Annotated in this window: 25 protein-coding genes and 1 pseudogene; 10 read left to right on the top strand and 16 right to left on the bottom strand. The window is 64.9% G+C overall.

Features of this window, described 5'->3' with window-relative positions:
- Both AC5IJH_RS03690 and AC5IJH_RS03685 read right to left on the bottom strand, forming a co-directional pair.
- Nucleotides 1-1752, bottom strand: a complete 1752-nt coding sequence (locus tag AC5IJH_RS03690; RefSeq protein ID WP_491901444.1) for an ABC transporter permease — start codon at nt 1750-1752, stop codon at nt 1-3.
- The gene (locus AC5IJH_RS03685) at nt 1749-3086 is read right to left on the bottom strand and encodes an ABC transporter ATP-binding protein (protein ID WP_491901443.1); all 1338 of its coding nucleotides are present in this window, start codon (nt 3084-3086) and stop codon (nt 1749-1751) included. Before AC5IJH_RS03685 ends, AC5IJH_RS03690 begins: the two co-directional genes overlap by 4 nt.
- Before the next feature lie 257 nt (nt 3087-3343).
- On the opposite strand from AC5IJH_RS03685, the gene AC5IJH_RS03680 reads away from it, so the two are divergent.
- Complete coding sequence (locus tag AC5IJH_RS03680; protein ID WP_491901442.1) at nt 3344-3715, top strand: response regulator; 372 nt, start codon at nt 3344-3346, stop codon at nt 3713-3715.
- Nucleotides 3716-3726: 11 nt separating this feature from the next.
- On the opposite strand, the gene recR is transcribed toward AC5IJH_RS03680, so the two are convergent.
- From recR to AC5IJH_RS03660, 4 genes are all read right to left on the bottom strand, one after another.
- Complete coding sequence (recR, locus tag AC5IJH_RS03675; protein ID WP_491901441.1) at nt 3727-4326, bottom strand: recombination mediator RecR; 600 nt, start codon at nt 4324-4326, stop codon at nt 3727-3729.
- Between the two features lie 9 nt (nt 4327-4335).
- Nucleotides 4336-4656, bottom strand: a complete 321-nt coding sequence (locus tag AC5IJH_RS03670; RefSeq protein ID WP_491901440.1) for a YbaB/EbfC family nucleoid-associated protein — start codon at nt 4654-4656, stop codon at nt 4336-4338.
- Between the two features lie 87 nt (nt 4657-4743).
- Entirely contained in the window at nt 4744-6873 is a 2130-nt protein-coding gene (dnaX, locus tag AC5IJH_RS03665) for a DNA polymerase III subunit gamma/tau (protein ID WP_491901439.1), read from the bottom strand.
- A gap of 192 nt (nt 6874-7065) precedes the next feature.
- Complete coding sequence (locus AC5IJH_RS03660) at nt 7066-7509, bottom strand: SET domain-containing protein (RefSeq protein ID WP_491901438.1); 444 nt, start codon at nt 7507-7509, stop codon at nt 7066-7068.
- A gap of 124 nt (nt 7510-7633) precedes the next feature.
- On the opposite strand from AC5IJH_RS03660, the gene AC5IJH_RS03655 reads away from it, so the two are divergent.
- Together AC5IJH_RS03655 and AC5IJH_RS03650 are read left to right on the top strand one after the other, a co-directional pair.
- Nucleotides 7634-8515 carry a tetratricopeptide repeat protein gene (locus tag AC5IJH_RS03655; RefSeq protein WP_491901437.1) on the top strand — a complete coding sequence of 294 codons (882 nt, stop codon included), beginning with the start codon at nt 7634-7636 and terminating at the stop codon, nt 8513-8515.
- Between the two features lie 95 nt (nt 8516-8610).
- A complete protein-coding gene (locus AC5IJH_RS03650) occupies nt 8611-9180 on the top strand; it encodes a DUF1569 domain-containing protein (protein ID WP_491901436.1) in 570 nt (189 codons plus the stop codon).
- Between the two features lie 10 nt (nt 9181-9190).
- On the opposite strand, the gene AC5IJH_RS03645 is transcribed toward AC5IJH_RS03650, so the two are convergent.
- Both AC5IJH_RS03645 and AC5IJH_RS03640 read right to left on the bottom strand, forming a co-directional pair.
- Nucleotides 9191-9622, bottom strand: coding sequence for a prepilin peptidase (locus AC5IJH_RS03645; protein WP_491901435.1), 432 nt, complete (start codon nt 9620-9622; stop codon nt 9191-9193).
- Between the two features lie 49 nt (nt 9623-9671).
- Nucleotides 9672-10046: pseudogene (locus tag AC5IJH_RS03640) on the bottom strand (prepilin peptidase); the annotation flags it as partial.
- A 67-nt stretch (nt 10047-10113) separates the two neighbouring features.
- Between AC5IJH_RS03640 and mazG the strand changes: the two are divergent.
- The 7 genes from mazG (at nt 10114) to AC5IJH_RS03605 (ending at nt 17556) form a co-directional block, all read left to right on the top strand.
- Entirely contained in the window at nt 10114-10989 is an 876-nt protein-coding gene (gene mazG, locus AC5IJH_RS03635) for a nucleoside triphosphate pyrophosphohydrolase (RefSeq protein WP_491901434.1), read from the top strand.
- 50 nt (nt 10990-11039) lie between these two features.
- Entirely contained in the window at nt 11040-11852 is an 813-nt protein-coding gene (locus AC5IJH_RS03630; RefSeq protein WP_491901498.1) for a GNAT family N-acetyltransferase, read from the top strand.
- 31 nt (nt 11853-11883) lie between these two features.
- Entirely contained in the window at nt 11884-13011 is a 1128-nt protein-coding gene (gene menC, locus AC5IJH_RS03625) for an o-succinylbenzoate synthase (protein WP_491901433.1), read from the top strand.
- A gap of 91 nt (nt 13012-13102) precedes the next feature.
- Nucleotides 13103-13960: a DUF2076 domain-containing protein gene (locus AC5IJH_RS03620; RefSeq protein ID WP_491901432.1), complete on the top strand. Its 858-nt coding sequence runs from the start codon at nt 13103-13105 to the stop codon at nt 13958-13960.
- 96 nt (nt 13961-14056) lie between these two features.
- On the top strand, nt 14057-14968 hold the full coding sequence (locus AC5IJH_RS03615) for an ABC transporter ATP-binding protein (protein ID WP_491901431.1): 912 nt from the start codon (nt 14057-14059) through the stop codon (nt 14966-14968).
- Nucleotides 14961-16217 (top strand): ABC transporter permease, encoded by a 1257-nt coding sequence (locus AC5IJH_RS03610; protein ID WP_491901430.1) that lies wholly within the window; start codon nt 14961-14963, stop codon nt 16215-16217. Before AC5IJH_RS03615 ends, AC5IJH_RS03610 begins: the two co-directional genes overlap by 8 nt.
- A gap of 58 nt (nt 16218-16275) precedes the next feature.
- The gene (locus AC5IJH_RS03605) at nt 16276-17556 is read left to right on the top strand and encodes a metal-dependent hydrolase family protein (RefSeq protein ID WP_491901429.1); all 1281 of its coding nucleotides are present in this window, start codon (nt 16276-16278) and stop codon (nt 17554-17556) included.
- A gap of 6 nt (nt 17557-17562) precedes the next feature.
- Here AC5IJH_RS03605 and AC5IJH_RS03600 read toward each other — a convergent pair whose 3' ends face one another.
- The 8 genes from AC5IJH_RS03600 to ftcD form a co-directional block, all read right to left on the bottom strand.
- Entirely contained in the window at nt 17563-18627 is a 1065-nt protein-coding gene (locus AC5IJH_RS03600; RefSeq protein ID WP_491901428.1) for an isoaspartyl peptidase/L-asparaginase family protein, read from the bottom strand.
- Between the two features lie 28 nt (nt 18628-18655).
- Nucleotides 18656-20818, bottom strand: a complete 2163-nt coding sequence (locus tag AC5IJH_RS03595) for a RecQ family ATP-dependent DNA helicase (RefSeq protein WP_491901427.1) — start codon at nt 20816-20818, stop codon at nt 18656-18658.
- Nucleotides 20819-20966: 148 nt separating this feature from the next.
- A complete protein-coding gene (locus AC5IJH_RS03590) occupies nt 20967-21182 on the bottom strand; it encodes a hypothetical protein (RefSeq protein WP_491901426.1) in 216 nt (71 codons plus the stop codon).
- Between the two features lie 271 nt (nt 21183-21453).
- Nucleotides 21454-22317, bottom strand: coding sequence for a tyrosine-protein phosphatase (locus tag AC5IJH_RS03585; protein WP_491901425.1), 864 nt, complete (start codon nt 22315-22317; stop codon nt 21454-21456).
- The gene (purQ, locus tag AC5IJH_RS03580) at nt 22268-22993 is read right to left on the bottom strand and encodes a phosphoribosylformylglycinamidine synthase subunit PurQ (RefSeq protein WP_491901424.1); all 726 of its coding nucleotides are present in this window, start codon (nt 22991-22993) and stop codon (nt 22268-22270) included. The genes AC5IJH_RS03585 and purQ overlap by 50 nt, the downstream gene beginning before the upstream one ends.
- Before the next feature lie 213 nt (nt 22994-23206).
- Complete coding sequence (locus tag AC5IJH_RS03575) at nt 23207-24505, bottom strand: selenium-binding protein SBP56-related protein (RefSeq protein WP_491901423.1); 1299 nt, start codon at nt 24503-24505, stop codon at nt 23207-23209.
- A gap of 429 nt (nt 24506-24934) precedes the next feature.
- Complete coding sequence (locus AC5IJH_RS03570) at nt 24935-25894, bottom strand: hypothetical protein (protein WP_491901422.1); 960 nt, start codon at nt 25892-25894, stop codon at nt 24935-24937.
- A gap of 142 nt (nt 25895-26036) precedes the next feature.
- On the bottom strand, nt 26037-26960 hold the full coding sequence (gene ftcD, locus AC5IJH_RS03565; RefSeq protein WP_491901421.1) for a glutamate formimidoyltransferase: 924 nt from the start codon (nt 26958-26960) through the stop codon (nt 26037-26039).
- Nucleotides 26961-26975: the final 15 nt, after the last annotated feature.

The following is a 26975-nucleotide window of genomic DNA, read 5'->3' as shown; positions in this document are numbered from 1 at the left end:
TCAGCCTTCGAGCCGGTACTTGGTCTCGGCGAGATGGAAGAGCGGACGCCAGACAATGCGATTGATAGTGACGACCATCAGCGCCATCAGGATGGTGGCCATGAGCAGAATGTGGAACTGGCCGTGATCGGTGGCGCGGCTGATCTCTGCCCCCAGGCCAAGCGTGGACAGTGTCTGGCCGTGCAGGTGGAAGTACTCCGCGACAATGCTCGCGTTCCACGCGCCACCCGAGGCTGTGACCATGCCGGTGATCAGGTAGGGGAAGATGCCGGGCAAGATGAGGGTGCGCCAGCGCTGCACATTTGAGAAGCGGAACAGCCCGGAGACCTCTTTCAGGTCGGAGGGGATGGCGATGGCGCCTGCGATGACGTTGAACAGGATGTACCACTGCGTGCCGAGTAGCATGAGCGCGATCGAGCCGATGCCGAGTCCGCCGCCGGCGCGGACCAGCGCGATCAGCAGAACCGGGAAGAGCGCCGTGGCGGGAACAGAGGCTGCGATCTGCGCGATGGGTTGCGCTACGCGTGCGAGCTTTGGATGGAAGCCGATGGCAACGCCTGCCGGAATGGTCCACAGCGCCGCGATGAACAGCGAAGCGTTGACACGGAGGAAGGTAGCGCCGGCGCCCTTAAGCAGTTCCAGCAGATCGTGTCCGTGGACCTCCCGCAGCAGCAGGACAGCATGGAAGGCGGCGATGAGAGCCACGACAAGGACAACCGCGAATACCGCCGAGTTGACCAGCAGTGAACGCTGGCGCGCGGCTGCTGTGCGCTCCGGCCGATGCAGCGTGCGCAGGCGGCGCACCGCGAATGAGTGGTAGACGCGCTCGCCAAGCGGAGCGATCGTGCGCTCGCGCACCCAGCCAAGTGCATTCGAATTCCGCAGCGCGTACAGGATCGGCGAGTTGATGCGCTGTGTGCTCTCCACCTGCTCGAACTTGAACTTGTCCGACCACGCGATCACGGGACGCCAGATGAGCTGATCGGTCGCGACGATGATTGCAATCATGGTGACGAGTCCCCAGATCATCGCTCGCGAATTGCCATTGCCGGCGGCGGTCTGCAGGTAGGAGCCGAGTCCGGGCAGGCGGAAGTCGCGATCGCCGAGCACGAACATCTCGCAGGCCATGAGAAAGAACCAGCCGCCCGCGACCGAGACCATGGAGTTCCACACGAGGCCGATAGCCGAGAACGGCAGCTCGAGCTGCCAGAAGCGCTGCCACGCGCTGAAGCCGTAAATCTGCGAGGCTTCGCGCAACTCACGCGGAATGCTGCGGATCGAGGAGTAAAAGCTGAAGGCCATGTTCCAGACCTGCCCAGTGAAGATGAGCAGGATCGCGCCGAGCTCAACACCAAGCTGGCGCGTGGGCAGCAGCGACACCATCACCAGCATGACCCCGGGCAGAAAGCTGAGCACGGGGATCGATTGCAGGATGTCGAGCACCGCGATCATGAAGCCTTCAACGCGCGGATGGTAGGCGGCGTAGTAGCCGTAGCCGACCGCGAAGAGCAGGCTCAGGAGATAGGCCACGCCGATGCGAACAATCGAGTAGAGCGCGTAGAGCGGCAGAGATCGGGCGGACTGCGAGATCTGCGCCGCAGGCACAATGTGACCGAACCAGTAGCGGCCCAGCAGCACGAAGCAATAGAAGACTGCCAGGCAGAAGGCGGCGACCGTGAGGTCGAGCACCACCGGCCACGAGCGCTCGACGACCAGCGTGCGCGACAGGGTGGGGACGCGCAGAGGCTTCACTCGACGACTTCCTCGACCGGCAGCCCGGCTGTCTCTTCAACCTCCGGCCGCACGAACCGGCGCCGGCCCGCGTCGAAGTCGAACAGCTCCGCATAGCGTCCCCAGTTGATCGCCGTCTCAAGCTGGCGGTGGGTCTCGTCCGCAGAGAACTGCTCATCGAGCATGTCCAGGAAGAACTCTTCGGGCACGGTGTGGTCGGCCTTGGTGTCGAGCGCGCGCGTGATCTGGCGCAACAGCAGCACGTGTTCGAGCGCGGCCTCGCGGAAGAGTTCCTTCTGCTTCAGGATCTCCGACTCCGCGAAGAGGCGGCCGCTCTCCGTGATCGCGACGTCGCCCTCTTCGAGCTTGAGATAGCCGAGCAGTTGCGCGGCTTCGACGATGGGGAACAGATCGTCGAGTTCGAAGGCGAGTTCATCGGCCAGGCGGTAGACATCGTCCTTGCCACCGCGGTCGATCAGGATCTCGAGCAGACCGGCGATGCCGCCTGGACGCGCATGCGGCAGCATCTGGTAATGCATCTGCCGCTGATCGCGGATGGCGACGCGCTCCGGCACATTGCTGGGCTTCACGTCCGGCCGCGTCAGCACGGTGTAGATGTAATCGACGAGCTGCGTGAACAGGTTCGACTTGCGATCGCGCGGTTGGGAGAGCGTGACGCGGAAGTCGACGCGCACGTGGCCGGGATTGCGGCCGAGCACGATGATGCGGTCGGCCAGCAGCACCGCCTCCTCGATGTTGTGCGTCACGATGAAGATCGCCTGCGTGGGGATCGTCTTCTTCTGCCACAGCTCGAGCAGTTCGCTGCGCAGGTTCTCTGCCGTGAGCACGTCCAGCGCGGAGAAGGGCTCGTCCATGAAGAGCACCTCTGGCTCGACGACGAGCGCGCGAGCAAAGCCGACGCGCTGCCGCATGCCGCCCGACAGCTCCTTGGGAAAGGCGGCCTGAAAGCCATCGAGTCCCACCGTGTCGAGGATGCGTAGGCTGCGCTCACGCCGCTCGTCCGCAGACATGCCGCGCGCCTTGAGCGGCGCTTCGACATTTTCAAAGACCGTGAGCCACGGGAAAAGCGCGAAGCTCTGAAAGACGATGGCAACGTTCGGACTCGCCTGCGCGATGGGCGCCTCGTGCCAGAAGACCTCGCCGGCGGAGGGACGCGTGAGCCCGGTGAGCATGCGCAGCAGTGTTGATTTGCCGGAGCCGGAGGGTCCGAGCAGCGCCACGATCTCGCCGGGCACGATCGCGAGGTCAGTCGGCGCGATGACCTGAATGCGGTTCTCGCTCGGCTGCGCATAGTACTTCTCGACCTTGTCGGCGCGAATGATCGTTTCAGTCATGAACCCTGCCCGGTCCAGCCGGCTTGTCCGTTTGACACGGAGCTAGTGCATTGGCGCCGTTAGAGGGCGCGCTCACTTGGCCGATGCTCGCCTCGCATCGTCCCCTGAATGTATCGGTTGTCAGTTTGCGGGAAGATGAAGCATCTTCTCACCCGAAGCGTATCATCTAGGCGAGAGCAGGCAAGTAGCCGCGTCAACACTACAGAGCGCCGCCGCAATCATGCGGCTGCTGCCACTTTTGCGCATAAAGGGAGCGAATGTCCGAGAATCCGAAGAAGCCGAAGGTCCTGGTCGCCGACGACGAGCGTGTGATCGCCGATACACTGTCCATCATTCTGAACCAGTCCGGCTTTGAAGCCACCGCCGTCTACAGCGGCGAGAAAGCAGTCGAGACAGCGAAGACCCTGCAGCCCGACATGCTCATCTCCGACGTCATCATGACCGACATGAACGGCATCGACGCGGCGATCAAGATCCGCGGCATGCTGCCGTCCTGCAAGATCCTGCTGTTCTCCGGCCAGGCGGCCACGGCTGATCTGCTGGATCGCGCCCGCGTGCAGGGGCACGAATTCGAAATCCTCGCCAAGCCCGTTCACCCGCAGGACCTGCTCGCGCGTCTGCGCAGCTAGTCCGCGCAGCGTTACAGGTCGCGCCGCCCTTCGAGCGCGCGCGTCATCGTCACTTCATCCGCATATTCAATGTCGCTGCCGGCGGGCACGCCGGTAGCGATGCGCGTCACCCGGATCGCAAATGGTTTGAGCAGGTCGGCGATGAACGACGCGGTCGCCTCACCCTCAAGCGTCGGGCTGGTCGCGAGGATTGCCTCGTCAAGATCGCCGCGTTGTGCGCGAACCGTCAGCGTACCGGTGCGCAGGTGCTCCGGCCCGACGCCGTGCAGCGGGGAGAGCGTGCCGTGCAGCACGTGATAGACGCCGTTGTAGCTGCGTGTGCGCTCGATCACGGCGATGCTGGTCGGCTCCTCGACCACGCAGACCAGGCGCTGGTTGCGTGTCGGGCTCGCGCAGTACACGCAGGGGTCGACGTCGGTGATGTTGTTGCAGACCGAGCAGAGCCGCAGACGGGCCTTCAAGTCGCGCACTGCGTCTGAGAGCGCGACAGCATCGGCCTCACTCGAACGCAGAATGTGAAACGCGAGCCGTTGCGCACTCTTTGCGCCAATGCCGGGCAGCTTGCGCAGCTCCTCGATGAGGCGCGCCATGGGCTCTGCGAAGCGGGACATGGGGTCGGGTCAGAACCCGGGAAGCCCCATGCCGCCCAGCATGCCGCTGAGTCCGGACTGCATCTTCTCGTCGGCGCGGCGTCCCGCTTCGTTTAGCGCGGCGATGATCAGATCTTCAAGCATCTCCAGGTCGGCGGCGTTCGAGCCCAGACCGGCGACAGCGCTTGGATCGATCTTCAGCGAGAGCACTTCCTTGCGGCCGTTCATCTTCACCGTGACGGCGCCGCCGCCGGAGGTGGCCTCAACCGTGGTGGTGGCCAGGCGCTCGTCCATCTGCTGCTGCATCTCCTGCGCCTGGCCGAGCATTTTCTGCAGGTCTTCGGGGTTCATCCGTGGTCCTCTCTGTTGACGGTTGGGGGCTTGTTGCGGTGGAAGGCGCGAATCAGATGCCGCGCAGGTCAGGGTGGTCCGCGCAGATCAGGACTTCCCCCGGAGGTCGAGGATGCTGCGCACCTCGGCGCGGAATAGCTCCTGGGCCTGCTTGACCAGCGGATTGTCGAGCGCCTTTGACTGCATGCTGCCGCTGGCGGCGGAGGCTGCCGGTGAGGGTATAGACGTGCCGCCTTCACCCGGCAGCACGACCAGCTTCGCCTGGCTGCCTGCTGCTTGCAGAGCCGTGCGCGCGATGCGCTCCGCCTCCGGATTCATGGTCAGCGAGAGCATCGTCTTCTTGACGGCGACAGTCACTGTGATGGTGTCCGGAGCGATGGACCACTGGCCGGCGCGCAACAGTGCGCTCGCGGTCTCGTGCCCCTTGTCATGCAGCGCCACCGTGACGGCATCGCGCAGTGCGGTGATCGGATCGATGATGGCGTGGCGATAGGCCGCTTCTGCCTCAGGCGACGCAGGCTCACCATCGGAGGCGATCTCTTCTTCGAGGTCGGCCGCGATGCGCTCCTGCTCTTCCGAGGCGTGACCGCTGATCTCCGGCTCGGAGGGCTCAACGCCGGCGGCTGCTGTGTGCGGCGGCAGCTCGATCATCGGTAGCGGAAGCTCAACGTTCTCGGCCTGGGGGGCCAGTTCGATCGCGGCTGGCTCAGGCTCGGCCTCGGCCAACGCAACGGCGAGTCCCACCGCGATCGGCTCAGCAACCGTGGCAGTCGCTATCGCGACTGGCTCTGCAGCAGACAGACCGGTGGGCCCGGATTTGCGGCGCGTGTCGGACTCGAACGGCGAGAAGCTTGGCTGCTGTGGCTCCGTTGTTGCGGGAGATGGAGGAGCCGGCGAGGGCCGTTGCGGCGGGGTTGAGGGCAGTTCCGCCGAAGCGCTGCGCGATGGCGGCGCAGGCGGTGCCGATGAACGGACAGGCGGCCGGGCGGGAGCCGCTGGCGGTGTGGCTGCGCGCGGCGCCGGAGGTGCGCTGCTGCGAGCTGTTGTGCCGCCACCCGGCAACTGACTCATCAACTGTTCGAGGGGGATAAGACGCTGCGTGTGCACCAGTTTGAGCAGCCCAAGCTCGAGATGGAAGCGTGGCTCCTGCCGGTAGTTCAGCTCATCGAACGTGCGCAGCAGGATCTGCAGGAAGCGCGTGAGGTCTTCTTCCGCGAACAGCATGGCGGTGCGCGCGACGCGGGCGCGCTCGTCATCGGAGATCTGCAACAGCTCGCTCTTCTCGCCGCCCAGCTTGGCCATCAGCGCATTGCGCAGGTACCGGACCATCTGGCGCGCCAGCTGCGCCGGGCTGTTGCCCGCATTGAGCAGCGTGTCCAATTCAGTCAATACGGCCGCACTGTTGTTCTCGCTCACTGATTCGAGCAGGCGTTCGAAGACCGTATTCGGCACCGTGCCCATCAGCTCGCGAATCTGCTCTGCGTCGAGATGCGGACGGCCATCCGGGCCGGGAAGGGCGCTGGCAATCGCCTGATCCATAATGGACAGCGCATCGCGCATCGATCCATCGCCGGCCTCGGCGAGCAGCGCCAATGCGGCGTCATCGGCGTCGAGCGCCTCGTGCTCCGCAAGGCTGCGCAACTGGCCGAGGATGTCCTCATAGCGAACCGCGTGGAATGCGTAGTGCTGCGAGCGCGAGCGGATGGTCTGCGGGATGTCCTCGGGTTGCGTTGTCGCCATCATGAAGACGACATGATCGGGCGGCTCTTCGAGTGTCTTGAGCAGTGCGTTGAAGGCCGCATCGGTGATCTGGTGCGCCTCGTCGAGAATGTAGATCTTGTATTTGTCGCGCGCCGGGCGATAACGCGCCGCATCGCGCAGCTCGCGAATCTCGTCGATGCCACGATTGGTGGCGGCGTCAATCTCGATCACGTCGACCGAGGAGCCGGCGCGAATCTCCGTGCAGGCGTCGCAGATGCCGCAGGGCTCAGCGGTCGGCCGCTCGGGCGAGCCAATGGTGCGCTGGCAGTTGAGCGCCATCGCCAGAATGCGCGCGATCGTGGTTTTGCCGATCCCGCGATGACCGCTGAAGATGTAGCCGTGCGCGATGCGCCCCTGCTCAAGCGCGTTCAGCAGGGTGCGGGTGACGTGCTCCTGGCCGATCACATCACGAAAAAACTGGGGACGATACTTGCGGGCAAGAACCTGATAAGCCATCGGTAGGGTCTGGTCTGATTGTAGTCCCGCAGGCTGTGGAGGACCCCGCGACCGCGAGCCGAGGGAACGGTGTTCGGTGCAACGCAGACCTGCTGAGCCACAGGTCGCAGACGCAGGTTGCGGTGGTCAAAGGCCCCTGAGCACGGGCCTGAGCGCGGGCGTGGCTCGGGGCCTACCCTCGCGTCGCTGCGCTCAGCCCTTCTGACGCTTCGCCGCGCGGGCGCGCTTCGTGATCTCTTCTGGTGAGTACATCGTGCCGCGGCAGGTTGCCGTGCCGCAGTTGCAACGCGCCTCGTCCTCGTCCCCGTCGTAGAGGTGGTAGTCGTAGGTAAGCTCTTCCCCGGCGGCAATGTCGCGGAGCGTCAGGATCCAGACGCGGTCACCGATCTCATCGGTCTCGCAGTTCGGGTCGCAGGAGTGGTTCAGGAACATGGCCGCGCCGTGCCCATCGATGACCTGGGAGCGGCTGCCCACCCCGAACAGGTAAGTGATCGGCGACTCCTCGTATAGCTTGTCGGCCGCCGTCTTCGAGATGCGCGGCCCGGTGTACTCGACCACGCGCGCGCCCTTCGAGATAGGCGTGCTGGTGTAGCAGCCGGCGGCGTGTATAGCAGAGGAGCGGATCATCAGGCCCATGGGTGATTGCCTCGCGATGCGGAATAGACCCGCAGTATAGAGCGAAGCCTCGCCCGGCGCCGGTCGCAGGACGCCGGACAGCCGCGAGCTGCGTCTTATACCCTGAGGTCGAGAGGCAGCGGGCATGAACAGCAATCACCGGGAGACGCCTGTTAGGAAGTCTGCGAGCAGTGCGGCCTTCGCGCTTGCGCTATTGCTGCTGCCGGCCTCGGCAGTTCTCGCAGCACCCGCTCAAACGCCGCAGCCTGACGCGCAGAAGAAGCCGCAAGCTGGAGCGGCCAGCGACTCAGGTGGAAAGAAGCCCGTACGGCCGCACTCCACTGCTCAGGAGAACCCATTCCCTGCAGACGTGTCCGAGCACGCGGCCCAACAGCAGGGAAGCAGCGCATCCCAGCCCCCCAATGCTCCCGATGCTTCGAAGACTCCAGACGTCCCGGCCCCAGCATCGAACCCGCAACAGCCTGCGGCCCCAGCCGCTCCGCCGTCGCAGAAGCCGGGGGAAGCGGCCAAAGAGAACCCATTTCCGGAAGACGTCTCGCGTGGCGCTGCGGCCAGTGCAGGGAGCAGCGATGCATCGGCTCCGGCCGGCTCGTCGAGCTCGAGCAGCAGCAGCTCTGGCGCTGCGGACCCGAACGGCGCCGACCCCAACGGTGCCGGTCCGAACGGCGATGTTCCGCAGAGCGGCGCGCGGCATCGGCTGCGCAAGCCCTCGTCCAAGGACATCGAGAGCGGCTCGCTGGCCGGTGAAGGTCGGGCGGCCGATGATGTGCGGGTCGGCAAGTATTACTACACCGAAGGTAACTACCAGGGCGCCTACGCGCGCTTCGCCGAGGCATCGCGACTGGATCCGGCCAACCTGGATGCTATCTACGGGCTGGCTTCGACCGCGGACAAGTTACACAAAAAAGACGAAGCTTTGGCGAACTACAAGCTGTATCTTGACGTCGCGCCCGATGGCAAGGAAGCCAGGTCTGCCCGCAAGGCACTTGGCGACCTGCAAAAGTAGATGTTCGGGTACTCAAGTTCATTATTGGCACCACACTTTGCCTAGTTGCTCAGGCAGGTGCCGCGGTCTACAGTTCTCGTGGAGGTTGGTCCATCGTGCATCCGGTCTTTGCATCCGCGTACCGCCGCCTCTCCGACGAGATTGCGACACTCGATGCAACGTCGGCGCACGTCCATCCATGGGGACGCCCGCAGTGCTGGTCGATCCAGCAGATTGTTGAGCACCTGATCCTCGCTCTTGATCAGACCCGCACGGCTCTCGAAGAGCGGCTCGCTAAAGGACGCCCGGATCGCTCCTGCAGTCGCAATCGCACACGCACCGAGTGGATGATGCAGTTGATGGTGCTGAGTGCCGGGCATATGCCGAAGGGTGTGGGGGCGCCGCCAGAGACAACGCCGCCGGATCGCCTGAATTCGGCGAGCGTTCGTGAACTGGTGGAGCGCATCGGTGAGTCGATCGAAGCGCTGGACGCCGTTCTTGAAGAGACCCGCCAACGCTTCGGTATGGAGCGCGTCAGTCGCCACTTTCTGCTTGGGCCGCTGCGCGTGGACCAGTTGCGCCGTTATCACGTGCTGCACCTGCTTCATCACACACGCCAGGTCGCGGAAGTGCGGAATGGCCTGATGGTCGAAGTGGTGCAGGCAAGACACATGGCGCGCGTCTAAGCGACCGCGATCACCGTCCGGAGAAGAAACCGAGATACCAGGTGAGCGTCTCCGGACCGTAGAACACGCAGTAAATCGCCGCCAGACACAGAAAAAATCCAAATGGAATCGCGGCGTCGCCTGCGGCGAGCGCCTGCGCGCCCTCCGCTACCGCTCCGCGGCGCCGCACGTAGAGCAACAAGAGCCCAACGATGGCGCCGCCGACCGATGCGAGCAGGAAGGCGACGGCCGCCTGCCGTGCGCCCAGCCAGACGGCGATGGCTGCCGCCAGCTTCACGTCGCCCATTCCCATGCCCTGCCGGCGCCGCAGCAGCCAATAGGTCCACCGCAGCAGGAGCAGCACCAGGGCGGTAGCCACGCCCGAGATAGCGCCGCGCAGACCCCACAGCAGCGCGGCTTGCCAGGGGCCCCGCCCCGGCGTGGACCGCGCCCAGCCAGCCATGAAGCATGCGGGCCACGAGGCCAAGCCCGATTGCCGGGAATGTCAGCGCGTCGGGCAGCAGCAGTGTTTCGAGATCGGTGACCGCGAGCGCAATCATCAACGCGCAGAACAGGGCCAGGGCGACGCTGCCCGGAGTCAGCCCGAAGACCAGGATGCAGAGCACAGCCGCAACCGCGGTGGCCAGCTCCACCAGCGGGTAACGCCACGAGATGGCCTGCCGGCAGCTCCGGCAGCGCCCCCGCAGCAGCAGGAAGCTGACGAGCGGGATGTTGTCCCACGCGCGCAGCGGTGTGCGGCAGAGCGGGCACTGCGAGCCCGGTCGCACGATCGAACGGTGCTGCGGCAGCCGGCTGATGCACACGTTCAGGAAGCTGCCGAAGGCGAAGCCGAAGAGCGCTGCGAAGAGGAGCTGAAGGGTCTGCATCGCCGGTCGCAGTATAGGTCCTTGCACCCTGCTGATAAGCGACGCGGCCCTCGGCTAGAGTGGAGAGATGAGCGACACACCCGAGGATGCGGGCGCGCTGTTTGCGGAGAGCGTGGCCATCATGGCGCGGCTGCGCGGCCCCGATGGCTGCCCGTGGGACCGGGAGCAGAGCTTCGCTTCCATCCGCAAGTACACGCTTGAAGAGACATATGAGGTGCTCGACGCGATCGAACGCGAGCAGTGGGATCATCTCGCCGAAGAGCTGGGCGATCTGCTGTTGCAGGTGCTGTTCTATGCGCAGATGGGCGACGAGGCCGGGCACTTTTCCATCCGGGACGTGCTCGGGCACCTGAACCGCAAGCTGATCCGCCGCCACCCGCATGTCTTCGGGGACGAGGCGAGCGCCGCCGCTGGCAATCGCGCGGTGGTCGATACGGGGGCGGCCACGGATGCGATTGGTGTACTGCGCAACTGGGACGCAATCAAAACGGCAGAGAAGAAGGCCGCGGCAGACAATGCTGGGGACAGCGACGCGCAGGATGCATCGCTCCTGGCCGGGGTGCCGCGCAGCTTTCCCGCGCTGCTTGAGGCTGCGGGCCTGGGCAAGAAGGCTGCCAGTGTGGGCTTCGACTGGCCAGACCACGAAGGACTGCTCGAGAAGGTCGAGGAGGAGTGCCGCGAGATTGTGGCCGAGGCCGACAGCGGGGCTCCGCTCGAGGCCGTGGAAGGTGAGGTGGGCGATCTGCTCTTCACGGTTGTGAACCTGGCGCGTCGGCTCAAAGTTGACCCGGAACTGGCCCTGAAGCGCACAAATACCAAGTTTCGGACGCGTTTCGCGCACATGGAGCAGGCTCCCGGCAGGCCCCTGACCGAACTGGCTGCCGCGGAGCTCGAAGACCTGTGGAAAGCTGCCAAGCAGCAGGGTAGCCCGGCCGTCCGGTAAGATCAGGAGGCGTTCCTGTTCACCTCATCCATGCAGGCTCAACTTTGCCGATGAACCAGCAAGCGGAACGTCCAGCCCAGGTAGCGGAGCTCTCTCCGCTCGACGTTCGTCACTGTCGCGGTTTCGAAGAGCTGGAGCTCTGTGTGGCGCTGCAAACGGCGACCTGGGGCTACGATCCGGTCGATGTTGTGCCCCGCCGGCTGTTCACGGTGGCGCAGCGGGTCGGGGGCCAGGTAATCGGGGCCTTTACCTCTGAGGGAATGCTGGCCGGCTTCAACCTTGCCATCCCGGGGCTGCGCCATGGCCTCCCCTTCCTGCACTCGCACATGCTTGCGGTGCGCCCCGAGTTTCGCAATACCGGGGTGGGACGCCGGCTGAAGCTGGCGCAGCGGGAAGACGCCCTGAGCCGGGGCATCCGGCTGATCGAGTGGACCTTCGATCCGCTTGAGATCAAAAACTCTTTTTTCAATATCGAAAAGCTGGGCGCCATCACCCGGAGCTACAGCCCCAATTTCTACGGTCCCTCTACGGCCAGAACACAAGGGGGACGCCCGACGGACCGGCTTCATGCAGAATGGTGGCTGGATTCGGAGCGGGTGACAGAGGCAGCGGCCGGCCGACGCCCGCCACGGCACGATCCGGAACAGCGGATCGAGCTGCCGGCCGAGGTGATGCAGTGGAAAGAGTCCGTCGCTACGGCGGACCAGGCGATGGCACGCCAAAGTGCCAATCAGAAACGGTTCGCGGATGCGTTCGCGCTGGGTCTTGCAGTGACCGGGTTTTCCCGGGATGAAAAGGGCAACGGCTATTTTGAACTGAGCCGCTGGTCGCCCCCTGCCAGCACGCACCAAACCTCGGCCTAGCGCCGGCCGCGGAACCGACAGGAGTGACCGAGTGAAGATCGATGCGATCGTATTGCGAGAGATTCGCATGCCGCTGGTTGAGCCATTTGTAACCAGCTTCGGAACGACCACGGACCGGCGTGTGCTGCTCGCCGAAGTGCATGCGGAAGGACTGGTCGGCTGGGGGGAGTGCGTGGCGGGTGAGCACCCGTACTTCTCGGAAGAGTCAATCGATACAGCGTGGGTCGTTCTGCTGCAGGAACTGGCGCCGATGCTGGCGGCCGCCGAGCCGTCGCATGGCGGTGACTGTCCCAAGGCATTCCGTCGGGTGCGTGGCAACCGGATGGCCAAGGCGGCGCTCGAGAATGCGATCTGGGATCTCGAGGCGCAGATCGAGCAGGCGCCCCTGGCCGCATTGCTGGGCGCAACGCAGGAGGAGATCGCCTGCGGTGTCTCCGTCGGCATCCAGCCGACAATCGAGCAGCAGCTCGCGAAGATCGAGCGCGAGGTCAATGCGGGCTACCAGCGGATCAAGCTGAAGGTGCAGCCGGGCTGGGACGTCGCGGTACTTGAAGCCGTGCGCAAGCGCTGGCCGGAGATCATGCTGAGCGTCGATGCCAACTCGGCATACCGCATGCGCGATTTCGACCACCTGGCGGACTTCGACCGATTCAACCTGCTGATGATCGAGCAGCCCCTGTGGGCCGATGACTTCTACTACCACTCCATGCTGCAGAAGCGCATGGAGACGGCAATCTGCCTGGATGAATCGATCCGCAACCGGCGCGATGCGCTGGCGGCGGTCGAGATGGAATCCTGCCGCATCATCAACATCAAGAACGGGCGCGTGGGCGGCTTCTCCGAAGCCATCGCCGTGCACAACGCCTGTATGGAGCGCGGCATTCCAGTGTGGTGCGGCGGCATGCTCGAGACGGGCATCGGCCGCTCACACAACATCGCACTCGCGGCGCTGCCCGGCTTCACGCTGCCCGGCGATGTCTCTGCCTCGAAGCGTTACTGGGCGGAGGACATCATCGAGCCGCCGGTCGAGGTCTCGAGCGAGGGCACGATCACCGTACCAACCACGCCGGGCCGCGGCTTTGCCGTGAAGACCGGGCTGATCGACAAGCTGACCGTGCGCCGCGAAGAGGTACGTGCGCTGCAGACGGTGGCCTCCTAAGTCGGGAACTGCGCCTGCCTCCCCTGCGTTTTTACATCCAACAACACGGATGCGCGCAGCGGGAGCAGGCTGCGCCGCCGGAGGAGATCGCATGACCCCGCAGGAACAGAAGATGCTGGACGACCTGATGGCACGCGTGGATAGCACGCGGCTGGAAGAGCGGGACCCCGAGGCCGCCCAGCGCATTGAGCAGTGGACCGCTCGCAATCGCGATGCCGCGTACGTGCTGGCGCAGACTGTGCTGGTACAGACCTACGCGCTCGAGCAGGCGCAGGCCCAAATCGCCGCGCTGCGGCAGCAGGCGCAGGCCCAGCACGAGCCAGCGAAGAGCGGCAGCTTTTTGGGTGCGCTCTTCGGGCACAAGGATCAACCAGCGCCGCAGGCGCAGCCCGCAGCGCGCGCCGGCTATACGCCGGTCCCGCAGTACGGTCAGCCGCAGTACGCCCAGCCCGCTCCCTCAGCCTACGGTGCGCCGCAGGCGTATGCCCCGGTAGCCGGTGGCGGATCGAGCTTTCTGCGCTCGGCAGCGCAGACCGCGGCTGGTGTCGCTGCGGGCGCACTGGCGTTTGAAGGGGTCGAGTCGCTGATGCATGGCTTCGGTCACAGCGCCGGTTTCGGTGGTGGCGGATTTGGTGGTGGCGGCTTCGGGCTCGGCGAGACGGGAGGCCGACCGGAAGAGACCGTCATCAACAACTACTACGACTCGCCATCTCCCGATCGCGATGCGGCCAGCCAGGCTGACATCCAGCAGTTTGCGCGTGAGGGCGACAGCAGCCTCGATCCGCAGCAGGACACGGCGAACGATGTGCAGATAGCGGATGACGGCGGCCCGCAGGTCGACACCGACCTTCCGACGCTCGACGACAGCGGCTCCTACGACAATGCGTCGCTCGATGACGGCGGCGGCTTCGACGATGGTGGGGGCGGTTTCGACGACAGCCTGTCCTAAGCAGGGACTCATTCTGAAGAAAAGTGACGGCCGCCTTCATTGTTTGAACGGCGGCCGTCACTGCGTTTGCTAGACTGAGCCACTTCGTCTGCAAACATGGGAACTCAACCGATCGTTGCACTGAACCGGGTCGTCAAGGCGTATGGCGCCAAGATAGCCGTTCGCGAACTGAGCCTTGCGATCGAGCCCGGCATGCTGTTCGGGCTGCTCGGCCCCAATGGCGCGGGGAAAACATCCACGATCCGCATGATGATCGGGATGACGCTGCCCGACTCCGGGACGGTGCAGCTCTTTGGAGAGCCCTTCCACCGCGAGCTGCTGCGCCGTGTCGGGTATCTGCCAGAAGAGCGCGGGCTCTACAAGCGCATGACGGTAATCGACCAGCTCATCTTCATGGGCCAGTTGCACGGGCTGAGCGCAGGTGACGCGGAGAGCCGAGCGCGTTCATGGTGCAAGCGCCTCGACATCACGGAGGCGATCGAAAAGAAAACGCAGGAGCTGTCGAAAGGCATGCAGCAGAAGATCCAGTTCATCGCGACGCTGCTGCACGATCCGGACCTGATCATCATGGATGAGCCCTTCTCGGGGCTCGACCCGGTGAATGCGTCGTTGCTCGAGCAGACGCTGCTCGAGGAGAAGCGGCGCGGCAAGACCATCCTGTTCTCGACGCACCGCATGGACCAGGTGGAGAAGCTGTGCGACGCCATTTGCCTGGTGAATGGCGGCGAGGCAGTGCTTGAAGGCACGATGCGCAGCGTTAAATCACGCTTCGCGCGCGACCGCATTGTGATCGAGTACAGCGGCGATCGCTCGTTCCTGGATACGCCGGGGATCGCCGATCTGCGGGAGTTTGCAGGACGCGCGGAATTCCGGCTGACCAATGGGACCGACCCGCAGGCGCTGCTGCGCCTTGCAGCAAGTGGCGCGCAGATTCAGCGTTTCGAGGTGGTCGAGCCTTCGCTTGAGGAGATCTTCATTCGCACCGTGGGGGGCAGGGCCGATGCGTGATGTGCTGCTGATCGCGAAGCGCGAATACATGGAACGGGTGCGCAGCCGGGCCTTCCTAGTGATGACGATCCTGTTTCCCATCAGCATCGGTGTGCTGATGGCGGGCAGCATGGGCGCGGCCCGGCTCGGTTCCGGAGCGAAGACGCTCGTCATCGCTTCGAACAATGCTGGGCTGGCACGCGAGGTGGCGCAGGAGATGCACGAGCATGCGAGCGCGCACAGCAAGCAGCCGATCGCCAAGATCGTCGCTCCTGCAACGGAGGCAGATCGCGAAGCGCTGACGAAGCGCGTCGAGACGCGCCAGCTGGACGGCTATGTGTGGCTGGAGCAGGAGGGCGGCCGTGTGGCGAAGGCGCAGCTGGTGTTGCGCTCCGCCGGCGATCTGTTTGCTGCCAGCGGGCTGGATGACGCGGTGATGCGCGCCAGCGAGCGCCTGCAACTCCAGGATCACGGGGCGAGCGCGGCCGAGATCAGCGCGATCCAGCAGCCAGTCGTCTTCGAGACGCTGCAGGTCAGAGGCGGGAAAGTGGTGCCGGCGAACTCGATGAAGAGCTTCTTCGGCGCGTACGCGATGATGTTTCTGCTCTACTTCACGGTCGTGTTCTACGGCATGAACGTGGCGCGCTCCGTCGTGGAAGAGAAGACATCGCGCATCTACGAAGTGCTGCTCTCGACCACTGAGCCGCAGACGCTGATGGCAGGCAAGCTGCTTGGCGTTGGCGCGGCGGGGCTGACGCAACTCGGTATCTGGATCGCGGCTGCTCTTGTGCTGCTTGCGTCGCAGGCGGGCGCTGCACTGGCGCAGGGCGGACCCGGCGCGTTTGGCATTCATCCGCTGCAGTTCGCGTTCTTTCTCGTCTACTTCCTGCTGGGCTTCTTCTTCTACAGCGCGATCGCTGCCGCGGTCGGCGCGTGCGTGAACAGTGAGCAGGAGCTGCAGCAGTTCAGCATGATCATCGTTGCGCCGCTGACTGTGGGCATCGTGCTGATCACCTATATCGTCAGCAATCCGACGGCACTGCCAGTCGTGCTGCTATCGCTGTTCCCGCCATGCACGCCCATCGTGATGTATCTGCGGCTGTCGTCGCAGATGCCGCCGGTGTGGCAGCTTGCGCTCTCGGTCGTGCTCTTGCTCGTGTTCATATGGGGCGCACTCTGGCTGGCGTCGCGCATCTATCGCGTCGGCATCCTGATGTACGGCAAGCGTGCGAATCTGCCGGAGCTGGTGCGCTGGCTGCGCTACAGCTAGGCAGGCTTCTCCTGTTGGGCGCTTTTCCGGTGCGGCGCGGCACAGTACACTCGCACGCATGCTTCGCCGCTGCGTTCTCCTTGCTTCTCTGACTGCTACAGCAGTTGCTGCCCAACCACGGCCCGCGCACCCGATTCTGCTTGAGCCCGCACAAGTGTGGACGGCCGGCGAGCCGCTGCACAGTGGCTGGGTGGTGCTGATCGACGGCAAGACCATCCGCGCCGTCGGCCCCCGCGCCAGTGTCACGGTGCCACCCGATGCCGAGCGCATCGCGCTGCCCGGCGCAACAGTGCTGCCCGGATTGATGGACCTGCACTCGCACCTGCTGCTCCACCCCTACAACGAGACGCTGTGGGATGCGCAGGTGTTGACGGAGCCGCCGGCGTATCGCACTGTCGTGGCGACAAAGCACGCCGAGGCTACGCTGATGGCCGGCTTCACGACGCTGCGCGATCTTGGCACCGAGGGCGCGGGCTTTGCCGACGTTGGTATCAAGCGCGCGATCGAAGAGGGCGTGATCCCCGGACCGCGGCTGTGGGTGGTGACGCGCGCGATCGTCGCCACCGGAGCATACGGTCCCGCTGTGCGCAACTACCGCCCGGATGTCGAACTGCCCCAGGGTGCGCAGCAGGCGACCGGCGAAGCAGAGGCCGTAGCCGCGGTGCGCGAGCAGGCCGCGCGCGGTGCGGACTGGATCAAGATCTACGCCGACTACCGCACCGGTCCGAATGGTGAGACGAGGCCCACGTTTACGCAGGCGGAGATGAACGCGATGGTCGCGGCCGCGCACGACACGGGTCGTCCGGTCGCGGTGCACGCAGCGTCGGACGAGGGCATGCGACGCGCCGCGCTGGCCGGGGTGGACACGATCGAGCACGGCGACAATGGCAGCGAGGCCACCTTCCGCCTGATGGCCGAGAAGCACATCGCCTACATGCCGACGCTGACCGCGGTCGAGGCGTATTCAGAGTACTTTCACGGTTACAAACGTGGCAGCGCGCCCACCGAGGACATGCAAGGGGCAGAGCATGCCTTCGCACTGGCGCGCAAAGCCGGCGTGACGATCGGCTGCGGCAGCGATGTCGGTGTCTTCACCCATGGCGACAACTGGCGCGAGCTCGACTGGCTGGTGCGTGACGGCATGACCCCCGTCGAGGCGCTGACGGCAGCGACTGCGACCGATGCTGCCGTGCTCGGCCACAGCAAGGACCTGGGCGGACTGCATCCGGGGATGCTGGCCGATGTGATCGCCGTGGCGGGCGACCCGACGCACGAGATCACGGCTGTCAAGGATGTGCGGCTGGTGATCAAGGACGGCGTGGTCTACCGCCGACCTTGACCCCAATTAGGGCTCGTCGTTGTAGACAGCAATCGTAGGCTGGCCACCTTCTGCCATGCGTGCGCGGTACATGCCGGGTGTGTTGAAGCTCCACACGGCCTGACCGTCCGGCGCGATGGCGATGATGCCGCCGTCGCCGTGCAGATCCTGCAACTGCTGATGGATCACCTGGTCGGCTGCGGCCTGCAGCTTCATGTGCTTATCTTCGACCAGCGCGCAGATTTCACGCGCGATGGTAAGCCGGATGAAGTATTCGCCGGTGCCCGTGCCGGAGACAGCGCAGGAGTGATTCGATGCATAGGTGCCAGCGCCGATGATGGGCGAGTCGCCCACGCGGCCGGGCAGTTTGTTCTGCAGGCCGCCGGTCGAGGTGCCCGCGGCAATGTTGCCCGCATGATCGAGAGCGACGACGCCTACCGTGCCGTACTTGTGCGCATCGGGCGGTTCGATTTCAGAGACGGGCTTGTCAGGCGCGGGCGGCGCGCCTTCCGGTCGCGCGGGCGCCGGCTTGCCCTCCTGCTGCAACTGCTTGACCAGCCCCTGCCAGCGCCGCTCGGTAAAGAAGAAGCTGGGCGGCACCTGCTCCAGGCCCTTGCTCGCGGCGAAATCATCCGCGCCATGACCGGCGATCATCACGTACGACGACTGCTCCATCACGGCACGCGCTGCGGCGATCGGGTGCCGCGTGTGCGTGATGCCCGCGACCGCACCGGCCTTGAGCGTTGCGCCATCCATGATCGCCGCGTCGAGCTCGTTCTTTCCTTCCGACGAGAAGACCGCGCCTCGCCCCGAGTTGAACAGCGGATTGTCCTCGAGGTACTGGATGGTCGCCTGCACGGCATCGAGCGACGACCCACCGCGCGACAACACGGCAGCGCCTGTCTCGATCGCGGTCTTCATCGCGGCGCGGTACTCGGCCTCGGTCTCGGGTGACATCGACTTGCGTTCGATGACGCCGGCCCCGCCATGCACGACGATGGACCACTTGTGGGCGGGCGTTGCGGACTGCGCTTGAGCAGAGGTCATGGTGAGGAACAGGAGAGCAGCGGCAGCGAGGGGACGAGCGAGCATGCGGGGAATACTACATCAGCCCTGCGCGTCAGCCCTCGCGGCAGAGTCGGCAGATATCTGCACCGAAGCGCTCGAGTTTGGCTGCACCCACACCGCTGATGCGCGCGAGCGCAGCCAGCGTGGTGGGCCGTGCGTCTGCAATCGAGCGGAGCACCGCATCGCCGAAGATGAAGAACGGCGGCTTGCCGTCGCGCTTCGCCAGCGCGAGCCGCCATTCCTTGAGTCGCGCTTCGAGCGCTTCGCCTTCGGGCGAGAGCTGGATGACGGGCCGCTCGGGTGCGGGCCGGGGCCGCGACGATGTGCTGCCGCCAGCGGTGCGTGGCGCGCTCTCTGCCGCGGTGTCTTTGCGCAGCCGCTTGCGCTTGGCTGGTGCGGCGCGTTCCCGCAGGTTCAGCTCGAGCGGCGCACCTTCCGAGAAGTCTTCACCCTCGCGCGTGAGCGCCGCCTTGCGGTAGTTCACCGGGCGACCGTCCTTCTCGAAGCTGGCATCCTCGATCCGCACATAGCCGGCAGCCGCGAGCGCGCCAAGCACATCGTCGAAGTGATTGCGCGAGAGCTCTTCGCGCGGGTAGAGCTCCTTGTAGAGGCGGCCGGTTGAGGGCGAGGACGCATTGCGCAGCGCCTTCAGGATGCCGCGCGCCGCCTGCTCCTCCTGGGTGCTGAGCGAGCGGAAGCTCTGTGCAATGGCGCGTTCGGGCGAGCAGAAATCGCACCGGCCACACAGGCGTCGGCTGTCCGCCGTATCGCCGAAGTGCCCGACCAACGCTGCCATGCGGCAGGCATGGCCTTCTGCGAACCGTGTCACCAGTTCCAACTGCAGTCGCCGATGCTCGGCCTGCGAGCGGTAGGTCTTGCGCCACGCTGAAACCTCGGCGCCGGGGCTCACGAGCTCATCAAACGTGACCGTCACGGCGCCATGGATGTAAAGCTTCTCGAGCGCCTTCTCGAAGATCTCGGCATCCATGCGCAGAGCGGAGCGCAGCTCTTCGCGATGGATCGGGTCCGGCGCCGCGCTGCCCTTGGGGCCAAGCAGCCTACTGTGAATGCGCTCGAGCGCATCGATCTCCGGGTAGTCGCGCTCCATGAAGAACTCGTGCGTGCGCCGGTCGGCGAAGGAGTGCATCAGGACGGTGCGGCTGGGCAGGCCATCGCGGCCCGCGCGGCCGATCTCCTGGTAGTAGGCTTCAAGGCTCGCGGGCAGCGCGGTGTGGATGACGGTGCGGACATCGGCCTTGTCGATGCCCATGCCAAACGCAATCGTGGCGACGACCACGTCAAGCTTGCCGGAGAGAAAGCGACGCTGCACATTGTCGCGCTGCTCCGGGCTGAGCCCCGCGTGATAAGCCGCGGCAGGGAAGTGAACCGCAAGGTAAGCAGCGCATTCGTCGGCATCGCGGCGCGTGGGCGCATAGACGATGGCTGGCCGATGCTCGGGCGGGCGCAGCAGCTCAAGCGCGCGCTCGGTGCGCTGCGGCTTTGAAAGCTCGACGACTTCGATCGCGAGATTGTCGCGGCGGAAGCCATGGATGAACGGCACCGCCTGTTCGAGGCCGAGCTGGGTGAGGATGTCGCGCTGCACGACGGGGGTTGCGGTCGCCGTCAGGGCGAGGACGGGGGCGGGCCGGAGCAGGTGCAGATGCTGGCCGAGTGTCCGGTAGTCCGGGCGGAAGTCGTGCCCCCATTGCGAGATGCAGTGGGCCTCGTCGATTGCGATCAGCGACGGCCGGCGCTTGCCGAGCATCTCCGCGAAGCCGGGCACGCGCAGCCGCTCCGGCGCGATGAACAGGAACTGCAGATTGCCGCTGAGATAGTCGACGCAGGCCTGCCGCGAGGCCGCGCGATCCATGCCGGAGTGAATGCGGGCGACCCGCAATCCGAGCGCGGAGAGTTTGGCGGCCTGATCTTCCATGAGGGCGATCAGCGGGCTGATGACCAGCGCGGTGCCGCCCCGCGCGATCGCTGGAAGCTGGTAGCACAGCGACTTGCCTGCGCCGGTTGGCATGACCAGCAGCACATCGCGCCCGGCAACCGCGGCGCGGCAGACCTCTTCCTGATTGGCACGGAAGCTCGCAAAGCCGAAGGTGCGCTCGAGCAGGGCGCGCAGCGAGAGCTCGGGCGTTAGCGCCCCGGCATCGGGCAGAGGCGGGACCGGCGTGGCAGGAAACAGCGGAGTCGGCGACGGCGGAGGCATGCGGCTACTTCATGGTCGCACAGACCGTGGTGCATAACGGGTACTGCGCGATGTCCTCCGGCGGTTGCATGGAGGCGTGGCATGCTGCTTCGGGTCAGCCCGGCTTCAGAGAACGTCCGCCGTCACCATCGGCCACCGTGCGAGACGGTCAGCCGACCTGGACGGTGGTCTCCGGGGTAGCAGTGATGTGCGGTGCTGGATGCGTGGTGTGGGAGGGCGCGGCTTCCGGAGCGCGCTTTCTGGCCCGTCCCTCTTCGCCCCTGCGCCGGACGCGGAGCCACGGGCTCAACAGAGCCTGCACAGCAAGCAGGCAGACCACGAGGGTGAAACCAAGACCGAGAATCGAAGCGAGGAAGTCGCTCATGCGGCCACTCCGGGACGGGTAAAACGTTTGCTGCGCAGTTCGAACTTACCGTTCGCCAAACCACACCTGATCTGGGATCCCCGGATGAACCGAAGATGTCCCGCGGGGAAGTCCAGGCGCGAGGAAGGCGAGCCTCTCCCAAGCCTCCGGCTGGAAGAGAGCACACCCATGTTTCGCTTTCCTGTGTCGTCAGCCTACGAGGTCTAAGTTGTTGGGTCTATACATCGAAACGGGCAGCACCCGGATCGGCGAGAGAGTCACTACGGTAACGTCAGCGGCCGAAGAAACGGCTCAAAAATCCGCCTTTGCCCGCCGCGCGCCGGCCTGCAACCGAGTGTGGCGGGGCCGGTTCGGGCTGCGGTCCGAGGGCGTCGCCGTAGAAGACGGCGCGTGGGTTGTGCAGGCACAGCCGCTCGGCCGTGGCGGCGTCCACGCGCTCGGCGACCGCGGCAAACGCCGGGCTGAGCAGCGGTGGGCGCGAGTGGGTGTTGTGCGCGTCGGTGGCCAGGAAATGGACCCAGCGGTGGTCCAGCAGCCAATGCGCGGCGCGCTCGGCGATCGGTCCAAAGCGACCGAGCAGCGATGCGGCGGTGACCTGCACCAGCGCACCGGCCTGGATCCACTCGTACATGCGCTCCGGCTGGCGCGACAGGATCAGGTTGCGCTCCGGGTGGGTGATCACGGGCGTCATGCCGGAGAGCGACAGATCGTAAAAGGTGCGCGCCGTGTTGGGCGAGATCGCAGTGTCCGGAAACTCAACCAGCAGGTAGTTGTGGCCGTTGATGGTGTAGCGCGTCGGGTAGCGCTGCGCGTCCTCGATGTTGTCGTACATCAGGTGAAAGTCGCAGCCGAGCGCTAAGGTCATCTGCTCACCGAAGCGGGCATGCACGGCGTCCTGCAGCTCGGCGAAGACTGCGGCGTTGCGCTCGGGATCGTACTGGTAGTGATGGCTGGCGTGCGGTGTGCATGCAATGTGGGTGATGCCATCGGCCAGCGCCATCTCGACCATGGCAAGCGACACGTTCAGGTCGGGCGCGCCGTCGTCGACGCCGGGCAGCAGGTGATGATGGATGTCGATCATGGGATCAGGCGTGGACTGCGGCGGCTGGCTGCCGTTCGCCTGTGCCGAGCGCATCGATCATGGACTGGAAGACCAGCAGCCCGTCGGCCGAGCCGAGCAGCCCCTCGCTCGAGCGATCCGGGTGCGGCATCAGGCCAAGGATGTTGCGACCCTCATTCAGAATGCCGGCGATGTTTTCAAGCGAGCCGTTCGGATTGGCATCGGCTGTGATCTCTCCCGCGGGGGTCGAGTAGCGGAAGGCGACGCGGTCGTCCCGCTTCAGGGTCGCCAGGGTCGATTCGTCACAGTAGTAGTTGCCTTCCATGTGGCCGATCGGAATTTGCAGCACCTGCCCGCGCGTGAGGCGGCTGGTGAAGGGCGAATCCCTGGTCTCGGTGCGCAGGTGGACCTGGCGGCAGACGTATTTCAGGCCGGCATTGCGCATCAGCGCGCCGGGCAGCATGCCGGACTCGCAGAGGATCTGGAAGCCGTTGCAGATGCCGAGCACGAGACCGCCGGAGGCCGCGAAGCGCTTGACCGACTGCATGATGGGCGCGAAGTGGGCAAGGGCGCCGGTGCGGAGGTAGTCGCCGTAGGCGAAGCCGCCGGGGATGAGAATGGCGTCGCAGCCCTCGAGGTCTTCCGACTCGTGCCACAGCATGGTCACGGGCCGGCGCGCCACCTCCGCAATGACGTGGAAGGTGTCATGGTCGCAGTTCGAACCGGGAAAGACGAGGACGCCAAATTTCATGCCTCTAGCGTAGCAAAGCGCGGCAAGGAGGAGGTGACAGGCGACGCCCCTCCCCGGCGAGGGTGGGCCAGCGGCGGAGCACCCTCCTGCGTCCACCGGGCGGACTCTGTCGGCAAGGTGGTCCCAACCAGCCCTGTTCGGGTCAATTCTTTCATCTCTTCGAGCGCGCTCGAAGAGACAGTTTGACCTGGGCGGCCGGTCGAGAACACGAGCTTACTTCATCGCAATGCCGTGAGGACGCGCTGGACCTGTCTTGAATGCCGTATTGAAGTCCAGTTTGAATCGGTTGTCTTCGGTCAGCGTATCGTGCGTGACTTTGAGCACGTGGACTTTGTGGTCGCCTTCGAAGTGAATGATCCCGGCGGCGTCTTCATTCAGGAAGTAGTCGGTGATCACAAGTCGGCTATCGTCGTCGTTCAGTACCAGGTTGTGCGGCCCGGCATTCGCGCCGAAACTCACCACGGAGAGCTGCTTCGGATTAAAACGATTGCTGACGTCCAGCATAACGACTTGTCCTGCCATGAATGTACCCAGGATGAGCCGGTCGCCAGATTGCGGCGTCGCCATGATCTGCCCCATGCCACCGCGGACCGGCGTGTCTACATGAGGCTCGACCGTGGAGAGGTCAAATACGGGAGTGCCGCGGCCATGCTCAGGATCGATCAGGTACACGTGGCCGTCAAACATGCCGGACGTGTACCCATAGCCATGCGAATCGTACGGAAGCATCTTCACGTCCATCGTGCCTTGCGCAGGAGTGCCGTCCGGCGCGAACAGGTCGACGGTCTTCGTGATTTTGCGTTCTCGATAGTCCCAGATACGGACAGACCCTCGCAGGACCGGCCCCATGGAACCCATCAATGTGCTACTCGGCATGAGGAAGTCCGAGGTCATCATCAAATTCAGATCCGGACGCGCCGAGATACCGTGAGGGTTAAACCCGTCCAGAGGCGCGGTTTCAGGCCATTCCTGAAACATCGACATAAGTCCGAAGTGGTTCGCCACGAAGCGCATACGGCCATCGAACTCTGCAACCCGGCCAGGTGCCATGCCGGTCGATGAGCCCATCTGTGTAATGAGAAATCCACCGTTCTCGATGGGCAGGAAGTCGTCGGTCATGCTCGATTCAACGGCTTTCGCAGAGAACATGAACTTCGGCTTCTTCGCGTCCGCGACGTTGAAGAAGAAAATTCCGTTCTGATTCTTGAGCAGGCTCAGCAGTCCGCCGCACCCTAAGATCGTCTTGTTTGAATTGAGATGGCAGTGGTGCGGCTCATTCCCAATGTTGCCGGGCGGCGGCAGCGGTACAACGTTGATGACCTGCCCATATTTCGCAGATTCCTCGTTGAAATCGACCACAGCAAGGAAGTCTGGAGCGATATGCGCTTCGTCCTGCGCCCAGATGTAGAGCACCTTATCGCTTTGGGGTCCGCTGCTAACCTGATGCGGACTCCCCCCATTGTTTTCCGCGTAGGAGGCGGTCGTTAGTAGCACCGCTGCGGCCAGGCTCACCAGCCTCGCCAACTTTCCCGTAGCCCAATTCCTCTTCAACATCCGACACCTCAGGAAACCAAATCGTTTAGCTGCAGGGCTATCTGGAAGCAGGGGGCTGTTGTGTGATCCGGACCCTCCAGGAACCGAGAGGGGATTACAGACCGCTGGTGGGCCCAATGCTATGGACGTAAACGAAACAGCAGCGGAATCCGGGGGAGAACCGTTGATTAAGCTGCTGGCTTGAAGGCGTCCGATTATGACACGTGGTTCGCAGTTCCGGCTCGAAAAGATACGCAAATCAGCGAAGCCGGTGAGAGCGCCTCGCGCCGATGTGCCGGCGGCCGCCGGTGAGAGCCCCTATCGGTTCGGCCAGAGAGTTGTGCAGGCGCGTACAGCACAAAGGGCACCGCGAGTGCGGCGCCCTTGTGTCTTCAGGTGCCAGTGCGTCTAGTGGACGACCGACTGGAAGAGGCTCGACTGCAGCAGCGTCGCGAACTGGCGATCGCTGGAGGAGTAGCTGACGATCAGCTTGCCGGAGTTGGAGTCGATCTTCGTCCCGTCGAGCGCCTGCTTCTCGATGTCCGTGCCGCTCATCTTCTTGTAGAGCGCGGCAGCGTTCAGCAGGGAAGCGATGCTCGCAGCGGTGAAGGTATCCGGCGTCAGCACGTCGAGGTTGAACTTCACACCGTTCTGGAAGTCCATCGTGTACCAGGAGCTGAGGATCCGCTTCTTGATAGTGTCGTAGTCGCCCAGGCTGGCGCCCTGGCCGAGCAGCGACTGCATCATCGTCTGCGTACCCTTCTGGTCGAGCACGCTCCACAGCGGCTCATCCTGAACGGACGAGATCATGTCGCCCATTGTGTTGTTGGTCAGCAGGCTCGATTGCAGCCCGTCACGCGTATCGAGCGCGTTGATCAGCGAGTCGTGCTGACCGAAGATCATCGTGGTCGGGTTGAGAAAGACGACCTGCATGCCCGACGCGCCGAGCGGGTAGACACGGTTGTCGCGCAGCGCTACCGGCTTGATCTTCTTCTTCTTGAAGTTGGCCATGATCTCGTCGACCGAGAACTGGCCCTGCGCCACGCCAACGATGCGCGTCGACTCGCCCGATCCCTTGGTGCGGAAGGAGGCGAACGCCAGCTCGTCGACATCGTGGTTGTCATTCAGGCCGGAGACCTGCAACGCCTGCTCCAGGTTCTTCAGCTCCGGGGGCATGACCTTGCCCTTGAGCTGCATGGCGGCGGGCGAGTTCTGCATGGCGCGGTAGTCGATCACGATCAACTGCTGCACGTCGCGGGGGATGGCGGCCCGGGCGTCGGCGCTGAGCTGTGCAGCCGCAGCGGGCAACGCGGCCATTCCAAGAACGAGCAGGGCACTACCAACGAGCTTTCCAAGGGTCTTCATCATCAGAACCAGCTTCCTTCGCGCATCGGCGCCAGAGACACCGCTCGACTATCTATCTTACGGCGGTGTGGCGGCGCTCTCTCTATCACTTCCGGGTGACAACCCGGTTACGCCCTCTTTGTTACTGCGGCATCGAACCTGGGGCTCAGGGCCAGGGCAGCGGATGTTCCATCCGGCGCTCGAGGACCTTGGTTTCGGCCGAGAAGTCCTCTAATTGACGCAGCCACTCGCTGTCCTGCTCAACTGCAGCCTCCGGGATCAGCCCGATCAGCTCGCCCTGGATGATCCGGGCGCCACGGCCTTCCACTCGGCGGCGCAGGTCGGCAAAGACGGCGCTGGGCGGGGTGACGCGGAAGTCGGTCAGGTTCATCGAGATCTGGGCGCGGCCACGCACCATGGCGCCCAAGGCTTTGACGCCCTTCAGCCCGCCCCCGGAATCACGAATTTCGCGTGCCAGCGAACGGGCGAGGGCCACGTCAGGCCTGTCGAGAAACACGTTCCAGGCGATCAGGAAGCGCCGCGCGCCCACCACACTGGCGCCGGCGGTCGCGTGCAGGTCCGGGCCGCCGACGTCAGGACGTCGGCCCGGGTCGCGACGAACCGCATCGCGCAGCCCTTCGAATTGGCCGAGCCGCACATCTTCGAGCCGCGAGCGGTCCGGGCGGGCGGCAGCCGCCTCGTAGAAGTAGACCGGCACGCTGTAACGACGCCAGATCTCCTCGCCAGCCTGGCGGGCGAGCAGTGCGCAGTGCTCGAGCGAGATATCGCGCACGGGCACGAACGGAATGACGTCGGCCGCGCCGATGCGGGGGTGCACACCCGTCTGCCGGGTCAGGTCGATCAGCTCTGCTGCCTTGCCGGCGCCGAGGATCGCTGCTTCGACGACCGCCGCGGGCGGTCCCGCGATGGTGACCACCGAGCGGTTGTGATCCGCGTCCTGCGACCAGTCGAGCAGCGACACGCCGGGCACCTGCATGGCGCGCACGATGGCCAGCACCCGCTCGCTGTTCATCCCCTCAGAGAAGTTGGGCACGCATTCGATCACCGGATGCGTCGTTGGACGAGTCATGGACGGGGCATCGCT

It is taken from the genome of Candidatus Dedyshia acidiphila (assembly GCF_051025295.1).
GTDB lineage: Bacteria > Acidobacteriota > Terriglobia > Terriglobales > Acidobacteriaceae > KBS-83.
This window is presented reverse-complemented; position numbering and strand designations above follow the sequence as displayed.

What these genes read in the sequence shown, in the direction of transcription:
- AC5IJH_RS03685 (WP_491901443.1), bottom strand. Translation starts at nt 3,086, where the DNA reads ATGACTGAAACGATCATTCGCGCCGACAAGGTCGAGAAGTACTATGCG.
- AC5IJH_RS03680 (WP_491901442.1), top strand. Translation starts at nt 3,344, where the DNA reads ATGTCCGAGAATCCGAAGAAGCCGAAGGTCCTGGTCGCCGACGACGAG.
- recR (WP_491901441.1), bottom strand. Translation starts at nt 4,326, where the DNA reads ATGTCCCGCTTCGCAGAGCCCATGGCGCGCCTCATCGAGGAGCTGCGC.
- AC5IJH_RS03670 (WP_491901440.1), bottom strand. Translation starts at nt 4,656, where the DNA reads ATGAACCCCGAAGACCTGCAGAAAATGCTCGGCCAGGCGCAGGAGATG.
- dnaX (WP_491901439.1), bottom strand. Translation starts at nt 6,873, where the DNA reads ATGGCTTATCAGGTTCTTGCCCGCAAGTATCGTCCCCAGTTTTTTCGT.
- AC5IJH_RS03660 (WP_491901438.1), bottom strand. Translation starts at nt 7,509, where the DNA reads ATGGGCCTGATGATCCGCTCCTCTGCTATACACGCCGCCGGCTGCTAC.
- AC5IJH_RS03655 (WP_491901437.1), top strand. Translation starts at nt 7,634, where the DNA reads ATGAACAGCAATCACCGGGAGACGCCTGTTAGGAAGTCTGCGAGCAGT.
- AC5IJH_RS03645 (WP_491901435.1), bottom strand. Translation starts at nt 9,622, where the DNA reads ATGGCTGGCTGGGCGCGGTCCACGCCGGGGCGGGGCCCCTGGCAAGCC.
- mazG (WP_491901434.1), top strand. Translation starts at nt 10,114, where the DNA reads ATGAGCGACACACCCGAGGATGCGGGCGCGCTGTTTGCGGAGAGCGTG.
- AC5IJH_RS03630 (WP_491901498.1), top strand. Translation starts at nt 11,040, where the DNA reads ATGAACCAGCAAGCGGAACGTCCAGCCCAGGTAGCGGAGCTCTCTCCG.
- AC5IJH_RS03620 (WP_491901432.1), top strand. Translation starts at nt 13,103, where the DNA reads ATGACCCCGCAGGAACAGAAGATGCTGGACGACCTGATGGCACGCGTG.
- AC5IJH_RS03615 (WP_491901431.1), top strand. Translation starts at nt 14,057, where the DNA reads ATGGGAACTCAACCGATCGTTGCACTGAACCGGGTCGTCAAGGCGTAT.
- AC5IJH_RS03610 (WP_491901430.1), top strand. Translation starts at nt 14,961, where the DNA reads ATGCGTGATGTGCTGCTGATCGCGAAGCGCGAATACATGGAACGGGTG.
- AC5IJH_RS03605 (WP_491901429.1), top strand. Translation starts at nt 16,276, where the DNA reads ATGCTTCGCCGCTGCGTTCTCCTTGCTTCTCTGACTGCTACAGCAGTT.
- AC5IJH_RS03600 (WP_491901428.1), bottom strand. Translation starts at nt 18,627, where the DNA reads ATGCTCGCTCGTCCCCTCGCTGCCGCTGCTCTCCTGTTCCTCACCATG.
- AC5IJH_RS03595 (WP_491901427.1), bottom strand. Translation starts at nt 20,818, where the DNA reads ATGCCTCCGCCGTCGCCGACTCCGCTGTTTCCTGCCACGCCGGTCCCG.
- AC5IJH_RS03590 (WP_491901426.1), bottom strand. Translation starts at nt 21,182, where the DNA reads ATGAGCGACTTCCTCGCTTCGATTCTCGGTCTTGGTTTCACCCTCGTG.
- AC5IJH_RS03585 (WP_491901425.1), bottom strand. Translation starts at nt 22,317, where the DNA reads ATGCGCTCGGCACAGGCGAACGGCAGCCAGCCGCCGCAGTCCACGCCT.
- purQ (WP_491901424.1), bottom strand. Translation starts at nt 22,993, where the DNA reads ATGAAATTTGGCGTCCTCGTCTTTCCCGGTTCGAACTGCGACCATGAC.
- AC5IJH_RS03570 (WP_491901422.1), bottom strand. Translation starts at nt 25,894, where the DNA reads ATGATGAAGACCCTTGGAAAGCTCGTTGGTAGTGCCCTGCTCGTTCTT.
- ftcD (WP_491901421.1), bottom strand. Translation starts at nt 26,960, where the DNA reads ATGACTCGTCCAACGACGCATCCGGTGATCGAATGCGTGCCCAACTTC.